The sequence below is a fragment of the Sphingomonas sp. PAMC26645 genome, from assembly GCF_004795835.1.
In the GTDB taxonomy this organism is placed as follows: Bacteria; Pseudomonadota; Alphaproteobacteria; order Sphingomonadales; family Sphingomonadaceae; genus Sphingomonas.
Genome location: NZ_CP039249.1, coordinates 2,319,367 through 2,332,131, shown reverse-complemented (window position 1 = coordinate 2,332,131; position 12,765 = coordinate 2,319,367). Strand labels below are relative to the sequence as shown.

At 63.2% G+C, this 12,765-nt stretch carries 11 protein-coding genes; 5 read left to right on the top strand and 6 right to left on the bottom strand.

Features of this window, described 5'->3' with window-relative positions:
- Positions 1-93: 93 nt before the first annotated feature.
- The 3 genes from E5673_RS10965 to E5673_RS10960 all read right to left on the bottom strand — a co-directional run bounded on the left by E5673_RS10965 (position 94) and on the right by E5673_RS10960 (position 4,026).
- Entirely contained in the window at positions 94-1,221 is a 1,128-nt protein-coding gene (locus E5673_RS10965) for a PrpF domain-containing protein (RefSeq protein WP_136190027.1), read from the bottom strand.
- A gap of 64 nt (positions 1,222-1,285) precedes the next feature.
- The gene (locus E5673_RS19670) at positions 1,286-1,459 is read right to left on the bottom strand and encodes a hypothetical protein (protein WP_168711607.1); all 174 of its coding nucleotides are present in this window, start codon (positions 1,457-1,459) and stop codon (positions 1,286-1,288) included.
- 41 nt (positions 1,460-1,500) lie between these two features.
- Positions 1,501-4,026: an HWE histidine kinase domain-containing protein gene (locus E5673_RS10960; RefSeq protein WP_136190026.1), complete on the bottom strand. Its 2,526-nt coding sequence runs from the start codon at positions 4,024-4,026 to the stop codon at positions 1,501-1,503.
- Positions 4,027-4,320: 294 nt separating this feature from the next.
- Between E5673_RS10960 and E5673_RS10955 the strand changes: the two genes are divergently transcribed.
- The 5 genes from E5673_RS10955 to E5673_RS10935 all read left to right on the top strand — a co-directional run bounded on the left by E5673_RS10955 (position 4,321) and on the right by E5673_RS10935 (position 9,852).
- Positions 4,321-4,983, top strand: coding sequence for a LuxR C-terminal-related transcriptional regulator (locus E5673_RS10955; protein ID WP_136190025.1), 663 nt, complete (start codon positions 4,321-4,323; stop codon positions 4,981-4,983).
- Between the two features lie 76 nt (positions 4,984-5,059).
- Positions 5,060-5,524 carry a hypothetical protein gene (locus E5673_RS10950; RefSeq protein WP_136190024.1) on the top strand — a complete coding sequence of 155 codons (465 nt, stop codon included), beginning with the start codon at positions 5,060-5,062 and terminating at the stop codon, positions 5,522-5,524.
- A 63-nt stretch (positions 5,525-5,587) separates the two neighbouring features.
- On the top strand, positions 5,588-6,343 hold the full coding sequence (locus E5673_RS10945; RefSeq protein WP_136190023.1) for a fimbria/pilus periplasmic chaperone: 756 nt from the start codon (positions 5,588-5,590) through the stop codon (positions 6,341-6,343).
- A gap of 271 nt (positions 6,344-6,614) precedes the next feature.
- Positions 6,615-8,975, top strand: a complete 2,361-nt coding sequence (locus E5673_RS10940) for a fimbria/pilus outer membrane usher protein (protein ID WP_136190022.1) — start codon at positions 6,615-6,617, stop codon at positions 8,973-8,975.
- Positions 8,944-9,852: a hypothetical protein gene (locus tag E5673_RS10935; RefSeq protein ID WP_136190021.1), complete on the top strand. Its 909-nt coding sequence runs from the start codon at positions 8,944-8,946 to the stop codon at positions 9,850-9,852. Before E5673_RS10940 ends, E5673_RS10935 begins: the two co-directional genes overlap by 32 nt.
- Here the strand turns inward: E5673_RS10935 and E5673_RS19665 are convergent.
- From E5673_RS19665 to E5673_RS20230, 3 genes are all read right to left on the bottom strand, one after another.
- Positions 9,830-10,363, bottom strand: a complete 534-nt coding sequence (locus E5673_RS19665; RefSeq protein WP_210731726.1) for a LuxR C-terminal-related transcriptional regulator — start codon at positions 10,361-10,363, stop codon at positions 9,830-9,832. The genes E5673_RS10935 and E5673_RS19665 overlap by 23 nt on opposite strands.
- A 483-nt stretch (positions 10,364-10,846) precedes the next feature.
- Positions 10,847-11,842, bottom strand: coding sequence for a GGDEF domain-containing protein (locus tag E5673_RS20165; RefSeq protein WP_136190019.1), 996 nt, complete (start codon positions 11,840-11,842; stop codon positions 10,847-10,849).
- A gap of 573 nt (positions 11,843-12,415) precedes the next feature.
- Complete coding sequence (locus tag E5673_RS20230) at positions 12,416-12,739, bottom strand: hypothetical protein (RefSeq protein WP_136190018.1); 324 nt, start codon at positions 12,737-12,739, stop codon at positions 12,416-12,418.
- Between the last annotated feature and the right edge of the window lie 26 nt (positions 12,740-12,765).

The window sequence follows — 12,765 nt, the reverse complement described above, 5'->3', positions numbered from 1 at the left end:
TTCAGACGTTCGTAGTTGTGTAGGGCAATCTCGGAGGCGCCCTCATGCAATATCGGTTTCATGGCTCTTCGATTGCCCCTCAAGGCCCGGTGCCTAGACAGGAATGAACACTGTACCGTCCATCAATATGCGAGCGGATCTGCTGAACGAGGTACGTCTGATCCGCCAGCCGTCTTCGTTTTCGGACTCGGCGCCAACCGGAACAGATCCGGAGGCGTGGCCTATGCGCACCATGCTGCGAACGCCGGTGACCCTGCTCACAATGGTATTTGGAACCGCCGCCGCAGCTGCGATTGCCACCGTCCCTGTCCCCGTCATGGCGTGGTGAAGCTTGCCCATGGAGAATGTACGCGCCACCAAGTCGATCGAGGCCTCGTCCACGTGCGTTCCGCTGGCCGTGACATAATTCCGAGCGCGATTGACGTACGCCAGCTTGGGGCTCTGCCGATACCGCGCGGTAACCTCCTCAGGGGTTGCGGCAAAGCCCAGGCGAACCGCGGCATGAGCTCGCATCTGCTCGGCTTTAGCAAGCAGTTCCGGATTGGCGTTCACCTCCGCCGCGGTCTCCACGCCAGTCAGCCCCAGAGCGTCTGCGTGGACCAAGATCGTCGGGCTTCCGGCATCTATCAACGTTGCTTCGAAGGGTACCCCGCCCGACCACTCGATGACACTTGTCGGAGACCCTGTCGGAAAGAGATCAGGCGCATCTGGTCCGCTTTCGAAGTCCAGTCGAATTTCGGTCGCGGGGAATGCAACGCCGTCCAGAATGAAGTCGCCATGCTCCTTTACCAGACCACCGCGGAACGGAACGTGCGCCACGATCAGCCTTGCCGTATTGACCTGCCAGATGCGGATGGGAGCGATGCCGTCGCGGGGCACCTCCAACATGCCGCGATGGAACGCGAACGGGGCCACCGCCGCTGCGAGGTTACCGCAATTGCCGCTCCAGTCCACGAACGCGGCATCGATGGGTAGCGCAGCCGAGTAATAGTCCAGGTCGTACCCGGGGCGGGCACTCCTGCTGACGAGCGCAGCCTTGCTGGTACTCGAGCTTCCGCCGCCCATACCATCGATCTGCTGACCATAAGGGTCGGGACTGCCGATAGCGCGCAGCAACAGCCTGTCTCGAGCCAGAGGGTCGGCAGGCAGATCCGCGGGATCGAAGAACAGCCCCTTGCTGGTGCCGCCACGCATGAACGTCGCGCGTACTTCCATCCTCATTCGGGTCTCCGCTACCGCAATTCTCGCAGGGCTTGCCGCGCCATCGCGAACCGCTCGCCAAGCCCTATGCTTTGTCGTTCAGCCACTCAATCTGCGCATGAGCGATCGCCGTCATTTCGACCTGTGCAGCCAGCGCCGCGTGTAGCGGTGGAACGCCGCGGTCCTCAAGCGCTGCGGCAATAGCATCGGACAGGGCTGCGATCGTGGCGAGTTCGCGTTCCTGCAACGCTGGCGTCACCGAGATCAGTGCCTGTCGGAGCTTGGCAATGGAAACGGGATCTATCTCATCAGGGACTGGGTGGCCGCCATGCGCAAATTGGTAAGGCTGTACGGCTTTCCGACGATCGGTATGTCGGCGAATTCTGACGCCAGGCCGGGGCGTTCGTCGTAGCCGCTGGCGAAGAAGAAGGCGATCGACACGCTGGAGAGGCGGCGTGCCAGCGGTGCGCTGTTGAGGTCGCCTATACCGATATCGAGCATGACAATGTCGACGCCGCCGCGATCGATCGCTTTCTCGGCGCCGATCAGGTCGGCTGCGATCTCCACCTTCGCGGCACCCAGTTGATGAAGCAGGTCCTCCGCCTCGAGCGCGACGATCATGTTATCCTCGAGCAGGAGCACCGATAGTCCGGCCAGGGGACGTTCCGACGGTGCGTCGGACGATGCCGTTCCGATGGGAATCGCCACCAGCAGTTCGGCCTCGGCTACGACATGCGCCGCGGGCACGAAAAAGTCGGCTTCGAACCCTGCAGGTGGGTAGCGGGTCCGCGCGAGACCTTGCAGGTCGAACGGGATCATGCGTTCGATGATGACCGAACCGAACCCTCGCTCCCTTGGCTCGGAGGGGGTCGGACCCTGGCGCTCGCGCCACGCCATGCGCACGCCGTCGGTATCGTTGGTAATGTGCAACTCGACCGTCCCGCTGGTCGAGAACGCGCCGTGCTTGACGCTGTTCGTGACGAGTTCGTGGATGACGAGCGCCAATGTTGCCAGCGCCTGCGCATCGAACCGAACGGCGGGTCCGAACATCTGAAACCGATCGCGCCGGGTCGGTACGAACGCGGCGATCTCATCATCCAGCAACGCGATCAGCGTGCCGGAGATGCCATCGCCCCGTGTCGCGTGATCGTGCGCGCGCGCCAAGGCCTGGACGCGACCGCCAAGCGCCGCGACGTAATCCTCGGTTCCAATACCGTCGATTGCAGTCTGGCCGATCAAGCCGCGGATCAGCGTCAGGATGTTGCGGACCCGGTGGTTGAGTTCGGCGATCACCATATCCTGTCGCGCAGACCCTTGCTCGGCGTGACTGGCCTCGCTCACCAGCAGCTTGAGCAGGATGCGGTCGAATGCCGTTCGGATCATCTCCGCAGCACGGCAATCGCTATCGGTGAACGACGAAGACTGACCGAGGTTGCCGCGTACGAACGGACTGAAACTGGTTCTGGGATGCGGCAAGCTCGCTGCGTTGGGTGGTTCGCCTATGTCGACGACGACGACAGGATCTGGATCGCCACCCCAGCGCTTCTCTTGGGCGCGCGCCTGCCGGAACAGCAATAGATAGTCGCGAGGTGACCGGGCGATGGGAATGGCGAGAACGCCCGCCGCTCGCTCAGAATGGCCAAGACAGTCCGTTGCGCAGACTCGGTCGATATCCGCCCTGTCGAGGCTTTCGACCAGCGTCATGATTGCAGCCTTGTCGGGCACTGTCCCGGCAATGGTGAGCGCGCCGTTGTTCGTCAGCGCAATGCCGTCGCAGGCTATGACCTTCGCAATGGCCGTGCTCAACCACGTCGGATCGGCCAGCCACGTCGGGTCTGCCGTTGCCGCGGCGGCAATCTCCTCGATCGCGATACGGTTGCGTGCATCGTCCGCGGCGGCGCTGGCATGCAGCCGGTTCTCCAGCGTCAGGGAGAACATCGCGCCGAAGAGTTCGGCGGCGCTGCGCATGACGAAGCTCGGCAGCCGCGGCGTGAAATGGTGGCAGGCGAACAGGCCCCAGAGCGTGTTGTCTATGATGATCGAGATCGACAAGGAGGCCGCGACGCCCATGTTCCGCAGATACTCGATATGGACCGGCGATACCGCGCGGGTGACTGCCAGTGTCAGGTCGAGTGGTGGCGGCGGCGCAGTCCGGCCCGAGCCCGACGAGACCAGTGCAACGGGTGCCGCGGCGACGTTCGCGATGATCCGGAACGGGTTGCGGAGATACAGGCTTTGCGCCTGGCTGGGGATGTCGGTGGCGGGGAAGTGCAGTCCCAGCAGCGGATCGACATCGGCTTTTGCGGACTCGGCGATCACCTGCCCGGTACCGTCGTCGTCGATCCTATAGATGAGCGCGCGGTCGAAGCCGGTGATCGCGCGGACCTGGCGCGCGGCGTCGATGTAGAGCGAATCGACCGTAGCCTGCGACTGAACTTGCCCCATCATCGAACGCACCAGGGTCGCCGCACTGGCTGGCTGGTCGCTCCCGCAGGGCTCGCCTTCGATGATGAGGAGGTTGCCGCTAAGGTGAAAGGCGAGGTCGTAAAGATCTCCCCCCGGCCTCAAGCGCAAGCCAAAGATCCGGTCGATCCCCCGGCCGGCGCCGGGCATCGCAACGCGGTATCGCAGGTGATGCATCGCCGGCTGCGGGATCACGCGGTCGAGAAGCATGCCGATCGCGGACTTGGCCTCCATCCCGAGAAACTGGGACAGGTTCGCCGATGCCCTCTCGATCACCCAGTTGTTGGTAACCGCAAGCAGAAAGCCGAAACTCTGGATGCGTTCGGGAAACGTGATCGGTTCGCGCTCGCAATCCGCGTGCATCTCGCAATTATCCCCATCCCTCGGATTTTATTGAAGTATCACTCTACCGTGTCTGCAATATTCAAGATCCTGTTGGGTCATCATCCGACGACTTTTCCGACTAGCCAACATCAAGATCGACTACGGACTAGTACGTAAGGGCCATTACCTAAGTTGCCATACGTACTTTAACTTCGATTAGATTGGTTGGATGTAGGGACATGAGGGGTTGGGCGACCGACAAGATAGAATCCATCCCGAGATCGAAGCACGGAATATCTGCAACTCTGACAGCGGCACATTCCAAGGGGTCCTATGAGCGTCATCGACAGAATGGATATGCTATCGCGGCCCAGCCCGAGCGCACTTGCACAGCGTTGGAGCGTGGCCTGGTTCGAACTCGATGCGCAGGCCCGGCTGGTGCTCGACGATGCGCTGCGGCTGCAGCGAACGAACCAGGCGGGACAGCGATTGCTCGATGTCGGCATGGTCGCCCCGCATGTCGGCCACCGCCTGCGATTTGCCGAACCTGCATCCAATCGATTGTTCCAGCAGCAGGCGGCGCTCGCGCTGTCGCGCGACGAGGCGGTGGCGGCGTTGATCCTGCCTTTCGGCGTATCGCGCTGGGTCGCGGTGACGATTCTCAAGACCATCGTCGAGGGATCCTGGGTGTTGCTGGTCACGCTCGACGATATCAGTTCGCGCGCGCTGATCGACGCAAGCATAGCTGGCGCGATGTTCGGCCTGACGCCGTCCGAACTGCCAGTGTTCCAGGGGGTGGCCGACGCAGTCTGCCCGAAGGAGATATCGCGGACGCTCAACATCTCCGTGAACACGGTGCGCGCCCATCTGCGGTCGATCTATGCAAAGATGAATGTCAGCGGAGCACCCCAGGCGCAAAGAATAGCCTTGTCGCTATCAGTGCATGTTCAACGGAAATTGCAGCATATCGATAGTCAATCAGACCTATTCAACTGAACGATTTGTGAACGAAGGCTAGTGTGTAGACAAAGACCATCGGCGATCCAGTCGATCAACAGCACGGGAATTCATCATGAACGGATTTAAGGTTCTCTCCATCGCCATCGTTGCTTCGACCGCATTTGCCGGTGTTGCGAGCGCTGCTACGTTGACCACGACGGGCACGATCGTGCCGGTCTGCAAGGTCGACATGACCGCGCGTTCGTTCGATCCTTCGCACCAGACGCTGCAGAACATCGCGGGCGTGCTGGTCACCTGCAACAAGGCCGGCAACAAGGCGATCACCGTCGATGCCGCCAATGGCTATTTCGCAGGTCCGTCCTCGTCGCAGGTCCACTACAACCTGACGCTCGATCTCGACGGCAACCTTCTGCCGTTCAACAACGTCAACATGACCAGCGCAGCGGTTACGTCGGGGATCGGCGCACCGGATGCGACCGTCGCCAACGGCCTGCCGGGCAATTTCTCGGTCACGCTGCAGTCGCTGCCTTTCCTCGCTGGTTCTTACACCGAGAGCTGGGATGTGACGGTCGGCTGATTCTACTGGGGTGGACGCTGCAATCCGGTGGCGTCCACCTCCTTTTTTCCGGGGGGAAACATCGTGCTGAGAACATCGCGTCGCGTCATCGCCAGCCTCGCCCTTACGGCCCTCACATCGACGCTGGCCTTCGCCTACGGCGTACAGCCGATGATCTACACGCTGACGCCCAGCGGCGCGCGATCGACGGCCCGGATCACGGTGACCAATACCCGTGCCGAAGTCCTCAACGTCGAGCTCCAGCCGTTCTCGGTTACGGTCGACGAAGCCGGCAAGCGGGCCTTCACCCCGGCACCCAATGATTTCCTGATCTTCCCGCCGCAAGCCAGCATCGCCGGCGACAAGTCGCAGCTGATGCAGGTCCGCTATGTCGGTGCGCCGACGATGGACAAGGGCAAGGTCTTCGTCCTGCGCGTGAAGCAGACCAATTCCACCGAGATGGTCAAGCAGGACGCAGCGGCGGCGATGCAGAGCCACCTGGCGATGTCGCTCAATTTCAACACCACCGCGATCGTCCAGCCGGACTCGCTGAAGCCCGCGCTGGCGATGACCGGCGATCTCGTGTTCGGAAAGGACGGCGCGCTGCACGGACGAATGACCAACAGCGGCGCCGGTGTCGCGGACCTGACACTATACAGTTGGCAGTTGAAACGCGGTGACAAGGTCGAACCGCTCGCGCTCGACCAGATCCGCTACGGCGACGCCGTCTTCGTGATGCCTGGCGCATCGCGTGAAATGTCCCTTGTCGACACGATCAAGGGGCCCGCCCAGCTTATCATCGGCGCTCTTCCGGAGGAGCGAGGTGGCCGCGGGCTATGACCGCGCACGACGGTCTCCTTGGCGTGCCCAACGGTACTTAAGGCGATCGGCGGTCAGCCTCTGCGCACTGTCCTGCGGTTCGGCCGCGGGTGCAGCCGTTGTCCCGTTCGCGACGCTGGACGTCGCCGCGCTAATCGCGGCCGACGATGCCGTCGCTGGCGCCGGTGAGGCCCGGCAGGAGAACGGGCGCGGTCCCCCCACCCTCCCTCAGGATGTCCAGCCTGCGATACCGCCGCCCTTGGTGACACCGCCTCCAACGACAACCCCCCTGATGACCCCCCCCCTGGTGACACCGCCGTTGGTTCCGCGCGGCCTCGTCGACCTTGATGCGCCGTTGCTCGTGAACGGGCGCCTGGTTGGTGAGATCGGCGTTCGCGTCGATACGGCGGGCAATGGCGATATCGACGCCGTCCGCCTGTTGGCGCTGCTCGGTCCCAGCATCGACGCCACGCTGTTCGCCAAGCTGAAGGCGAAAGTCGGACCGGCTCTCCGGGCACGCTTCGACGCGCTCGACGTCCCGCCGTTCCATGTCGGCTATGATCCGGCCACGCTCGAGGTCGCCGTTACCGTGCCGGCGAGCGCGCTCGCGCTCCAGTCGCTCAGCATGCGCGGCGACGTTCGTCCCGATCCCTCGCGATACATGCAGCAGGCAAGGCTTGCGGGCGGTGTCGGGTTGGCGATCGATCAGGGATTCATCGACAGCGGGCCCGACCGCGGACGGTCGCCGTTGCGCGTGACGGCGGACGGGTTCGTCACGTTCGGCGCGTTTCCCGGCGTTACCCTCCGGTCGGGCGGTGTCCTCGCCGAGCATGACGGCGGGCATTACGGGTTCGATCGAGCGGTGACGCGGCTGACCTATGACGATTTCGACTCGGCTATCCGCTACGCAGCAGGAGAGCTGACGCCGCGCATCACGGGTTTCCAAGGCAGCAACACGATCCTCGGCATCGCGGTTGCGCGTGACTATCAGGGGATTCGGCCGTTCGAGAATATCCGTCCCTCGGGGCGCGGCGGTGTGACGCTCGACCGGCCATCGACGATCATCGTCGAGACGAACGGCGTCGAGACGCGCCGCCTGCGCCTCGATCCGGGCCGCTATCAGCTGACCGATCTGTCATCGCAGTTCGGCGCGAACGACGTCCGGCTGATCGTCGAGGACGATCTTGGCCGTCACGAGGTGGCATCGGCAGCCTTCTTCACCGCGACCGCGATGCTGGCCGGCGGGCTCACCGATTTCGGCGCCGCACTTGGTCGGCAGGAGAATGGCGAGCGCCGCTATGGCGGTCCGATGACCGCGACCGGCTATATCCGGCACGGGTTCGCCAACCGCTTCACGCTCGGCACGGGCGGGCAATATGCGGACGGCAACTGGCAGGTCAGCGGGGAAGGCGTGGTCGGCACGCCGATCGGGCTGTTCCGTGGCCAAGCCAGCACCAGCCGGTTCGACGGAAAGCAGGGGACCGCGTTCAGCATAGACTGGCTTCAGACGCTGACGCTCGACCGAGACACCTGGAATTTCACGGTCCTGTCGAGCCGCTACAGCAAGGACTTCTCGTCGCCCTTCGATCGCGACGGACGGATCAACGACGAGCGCTGGCATGTCGATGCCCGTGCCGACTGGCGACGCGGCAATTACGGTCTCGCCGCGATCGCAAGCTACGGCAGCACGCGCAGCAACACCGGACGGCAAGGCCTCGACCTGAACAGCTATGTCACGCGCGGTCGCTTCGTCTGGACGGCCACCCTGGGTGTCGAGCGCAACCTGCCGGGCGGCTGGCATCCGCAAGGCCTGCTCGGCCTGTCGATGCGCACCGGGCGACGCGATACGATCGCAGCCCGAGTTGACACCCGCCAGAATACCGGGGTGATCGAGGCCAGCCGGAGTCCGATCGACCAGGTCGGCGATCTGTCGGGCCGGATCCAGCTCGGTCGCAGCGACGAGCGTGCGGGCGTATCCGGCGATGCGCGCTATTTCGGCAACCGGTTCATCGCGTCGATCGAGCAGGACCTTCAATATTCCCGCTCGCCGACCGGCATCGGCGCGCGCGAGACGCGGCTGCGGGCCTCGACCTTTTTGGGTTTTGCGGATGGCAAGGTCTCGATCGGTCGCCCCGGCGTCGGCAATTTCGCGATCTTCGATCGACACGCCACGCTGGACGGCGCGGCGGTCACGATCAAGGACGAGGCTGGTTACATGGTCGGCCGACAGGATTGGCTTGGCGCGCCACTGGTGCCGCTTAACCGGGTGTTCAGCCCGATCCTCGACATCTACGACGTCGATCCGCTGCCGGCCGGCTATGATCTGGGCGATGGGCAATTGCTCGCCTTTCCGGGCTCCGCGTCGGGCTACCGAGTCGCGGTCGGATCGGCGGCGTCGCGGATCGCGATGGGGTTCATCGTCACCGCCAGCGGGCCGGTGTCGAGCTACTCCGGCGTCATCGAGAAGATCGGTGACCAGGCGTTCGGCAAACGGCCGATCTTCACCAACGACGCGGGCCGGTTCGCGGCCGACCATCTCTCGCCCGGTCACTACCGCGTGACGATCGAAACCGTAGCCACGGTCGAGTTCGTCGTCTCCGAACTCTCGAAGGGAATAGTCGATGTCGGTACGCTTCATGCAGTCCGCCCTTAGCCGCTGGCTTCCCGGCGCCGCGATCGTGCTGGGGTTGGCGATGCCCGTTACCGCGTTCGCGTGCGATGTCCGGATCGGCACGCTGGTCGCGAGCCCCATCGCCTACGACCCGTTCGGCATGACCCCCGGCGAGGGATCGCTGCGAACGACCGTCGATCTGGTCGAGGGTACGGATTGCGAGGCAACCGTCGCACTGGTCGACGATGCGTCGGCGCCGTTGCGCACGATCCGGTTCGGCGACGCGACACGGCCGCTCGTGTACCGGATCGAGGTGCAGCCCGGCGATGGCGTCGTGGCAGGGCTTTCCCCCGATCTGTCGACCGTCCGCCTGACGACGGCGCGGCCGCGCGTCACAATCGTCTGGAGACTGCTGGTCGACCAGGATTCGGTGATCGCGGCGGGTGAATATTCCCGGATCGTCCAGGCGATGCTCCGGACGCCCGATGCTGCCGACGGTTTCTCCGCGCGATCGACGCTCCTCTTGCGCAGCATCGCCCGCGCCCAGGCGAACTTCGCCGGGACCAGCAGTGGCTTTGCCAGCGGAACGTCGGCGCAGGCGATCGATCTCGGCACGCTCACCACCGGCGAACAGCGCACAGCGATGCTTCAGGTTCGGGCAAACACCGTCGCGCATCTGCTCGTCGTATCGGCGAACACGGGTCATCTGATCGGCAGTGACTCGGGGAAGGCGCGTATCCCCTACGGCCTTGCGATCGACGGAACACCCGTCGACCTGTCGGGGCCGTCGTCGCGCACGATCGCCCCGCCGCTGACGATCGACGGCATCGCGCTCGAACTCCGCGTCACCGTTGGCGAGGTGGCAGGCATGCCGTCAGGGCGTTACAGCGACACGATCACAATCGACGTGTCGCCCTGATCTCCGGGGTGTCGACGACCGGTTCCTCCGCCGACGTGTCGTCGCGCCGCCGATTTGCCGTTCCCGGCGAAAGCCCCAACTTCAGCCGTACCCAGTCGGTTGGTTTCTTGGAATGCAGCTTCACCGCCAGATTGGCGCGGTACACCTCGACCGTCCGGTGGCTGATCGCCAACCGCTTCGCGATCTCCTTGTTGGACAGGCCATCGATCAGCCCTTCGAACACGTTGCGCTCGCGCGGTGTCAGCGACGCCAACTGATCGACGCCAGCCCGATCCGCGGTCGTGGTCTGCAACTCCCGATCCAGGCTATCGAACCCTTCCGCCAACGCCGCGAGCAGATGCGATGCATCGAAAGGCCGCGCGAGAAACTGGATCGATGCCACCTTCATCGCCTCGATCACGGTCGCCACGTCGAGTGTGTCCCCCAGCAGGATCAACGACAACGGCGGCGATCGAGCGCTCTCTACGCGCGCAAGGGCGAGTTGCGCGAGTTGCACCGCGCTCGCTTTCACGACGACGCATCCCGGCTCGATATTTTCGATTTCGCGTACGAATTCGTCGAAATCGGGGATGCTGATGATAGTGTAATTCGCATTGCCTAGAACAAACCTGGATATCTCCTTGAACGTTTGGCCGGTTTTCTCGCCAACGATATAGATACACTGTACGCGGCGTCGATTGCTCGAATCCACCCTGCATTCTCCCGGTTGCGTGCTGCTACTTCTTCGAGGTGGCATTCACGTCCGCTAATCATGCGCTTCATATGCGAGCGATCATAACGAATTGCGGGTCAGTTTCGTATATTCGCGCATATGGTAAAGGCGTTGTAAATAATTACGGGCTTTTAGCATTCATGAATGCCGCGGTCGGACGCGTGACAACGGGCGAAATCGGAACAGGTCATCGCCGTAAGCACAATCCGTAGGCTATCGGTAAGTACCCTACGGCGTCCGGCCATGCCCAGTTGCGGTCATCACGCGTCCACTTCCGCCACCTCAGTGCAGGGCGCTGGGAGCAGGGATAACGCCGAAGACCTCTCGGTGGTCGAGAGGCGCTCCCGGGCCCGTCCAGCCGCCATCTTCCGGCACACCGGCAGTACGAATCCAGATGGCGCCTCCTTCGTTCTTGGCTTCGTACATCAGCCGGTCGGCAAGGCTGACATGGTCCTTGCGGATCGCGGTTTCGCTCAGGTCCAACACCAGGGCGCCGATGCTGCAGCCCAGCGCGAACGTCGTCTGCAGGCAGTTCATCCGCAGATGCAGCGTGGTGGCAAGCTCATAGCCTTCGGCTTCGCTGTCGACCGGCAGAAACAACAAAAATTCGTCGCCCCCGATGCGGGCGAACACGTCGTCCGATCGGATCAAGTCGCGCACCCCGCTGGCGAAGGCCTGTAGCGCCTCGTCCCCCGCGGCATGACCGTGGCGGTCGTTGATTTGCTTGAAACCGTCGAGGTCGACATAGGCGAGTATCCCCCACTGCTGACCCTTCGCGGCCGCCGTGGCATTGTCGTAAAAGGCCTGCTCGTTGACGAGCCCGGTCAAGGGATCACTCCGCGCGCGGTTCCATTCGCGGTCGTGCGAGCGGCGCGTGCCGGACATCAAAACGATGATGATCGTCACCGCCAAGATCCGCATCGCCATGTTCCAGGCGATCGCAGTGCGACCAAGGGGATAAGCCTCCAGTCCGTTCGCGGCGAGCGATACCGCCACGCACGTGGCGCTGGTCAGCGCAGCCTCGCGCCAGCCCAGGGTCCACGCGGGCACGCAGATGATCAGCAGGTAGATCGGGCCGAACCATAAGGCATCGCCGGTCGCAAAATCGGCAAGTCCTGCGACTACGACGGCTGCAGCGGTCACGGTGCGTGCCTGGGCGACCGAAAGCGCGGTCGACCAAGCGATCAGAGCGTCCAGACGATCATGCCAGCGCTGAACTGGCGGCATCGCTCGAGGCGACGAAGGTAGTTTCATTTTGTTGCCGTAACGATCAAACATGAAGCTTGTGTTACGAAAAATGCCTCAGACCACAGGATTGAATAGAGGAGGACTGCATGGCGCCTTCGTCTTGATCAGTGCAATCAACGGTTCCCGAATAGGCATTGCAGAAATCCGGTAACATCGGGCTTCTTAAGGCGGAGCCTCACCGCACGTTTCGCCGTCAAACCAGTTTAACGATATATCCGTACGACGAGTGTGGCCCGGAGGCTGAACTGGTAGCGAGGATGTCGGACTGTTGGCGTTTGCCACAAACGACTACATCGCCCGTCAGCGCGGCGAAATGTCGAGTTCTACAAGTTGGTTACGAGGCCCGGTTTGGTCGCTGTTGAACTTGGTTCCACCCGACAGGCGGTACAATCGTCTCGCCCAACGTTGCGTTCTTAAAATGACGATCCTGTCCCACCGCGTGGTGTAGCTCCAGCGGCGTAGCCGCTTTGATCTTCCGGCATGGCCGGGTCGATCACGCGACAATGAACGACAACGTGACGGCGGGGTCATCGCTTAATTCGTCACGCTTTCCAGTACCATGTAGCGCCCCCGATGTGCTGACCGGCCTCGTCTCCGGACCATTTAACGCCATGCCGCGCAGGTGCTGCACCCGCAATACCAGCAAATCTGCCGGCAATAGGGGATGTGCACGTAGAGCGAGACGGTTTCATCCTTGGCGATTCCCGTCAGCGCGGCGTGTATGTCCGCGGGGCGGACGGCGTCGGTGAACTCCGCGGCGGTCGGATAGCTGGTGTAGCGCGGCACCGCACCGCGAGCAGTTCTGGACGATAGGTCCACATGGCCGCGAAATGGGCGGCGGCCGGCGTGACGTCTTTGACCGCGGTCAACCCGATCCTTGTTCGCGATCAACGCCCGCGCCGCGCCGCGCGCGTAGCTCGACGGCATTGGATTACAGGAGCCGGACCATGAAA

Bases quoted from the DNA above. Each gene is read 5' to 3' on its own strand.
- E5673_RS10960 (WP_136190026.1), bottom strand. From the start codon at position 4,026: ATGCACGCGGATTGCGAGCGCGAACCGATCACGTTTCCCGAACGCATC.
- E5673_RS10955 (WP_136190025.1), top strand. From the start codon at position 4,321: ATGAGCGTCATCGACAGAATGGATATGCTATCGCGGCCCAGCCCGAGC.
- E5673_RS10950 (WP_136190024.1), top strand. From the start codon at position 5,060: ATGAACGGATTTAAGGTTCTCTCCATCGCCATCGTTGCTTCGACCGCA.
- E5673_RS20165 (WP_136190019.1), bottom strand. From the start codon at position 11,842: ATGTTTGATCGTTACGGCAACAAAATGAAACTACCTTCGTCGCCTCGA.
- E5673_RS20230 (WP_136190018.1), bottom strand. From the start codon at position 12,739: ATGCCGTCGAGCTACGCGCGCGGCGCGGCGCGGGCGTTGATCGCGAAC.
- E5673_RS10940 (WP_136190022.1), top strand. From the start codon at position 6,615: ATGACCCCCCCCCTGGTGACACCGCCGTTGGTTCCGCGCGGCCTCGTC.
- E5673_RS10935 (WP_136190021.1), top strand. From the start codon at position 8,944: ATGTCGGTACGCTTCATGCAGTCCGCCCTTAGCCGCTGGCTTCCCGGC.
- E5673_RS10965 (WP_136190027.1), bottom strand. From the start codon at position 1,221: ATGAGGATGGAAGTACGCGCGACGTTCATGCGTGGCGGCACCAGCAAG.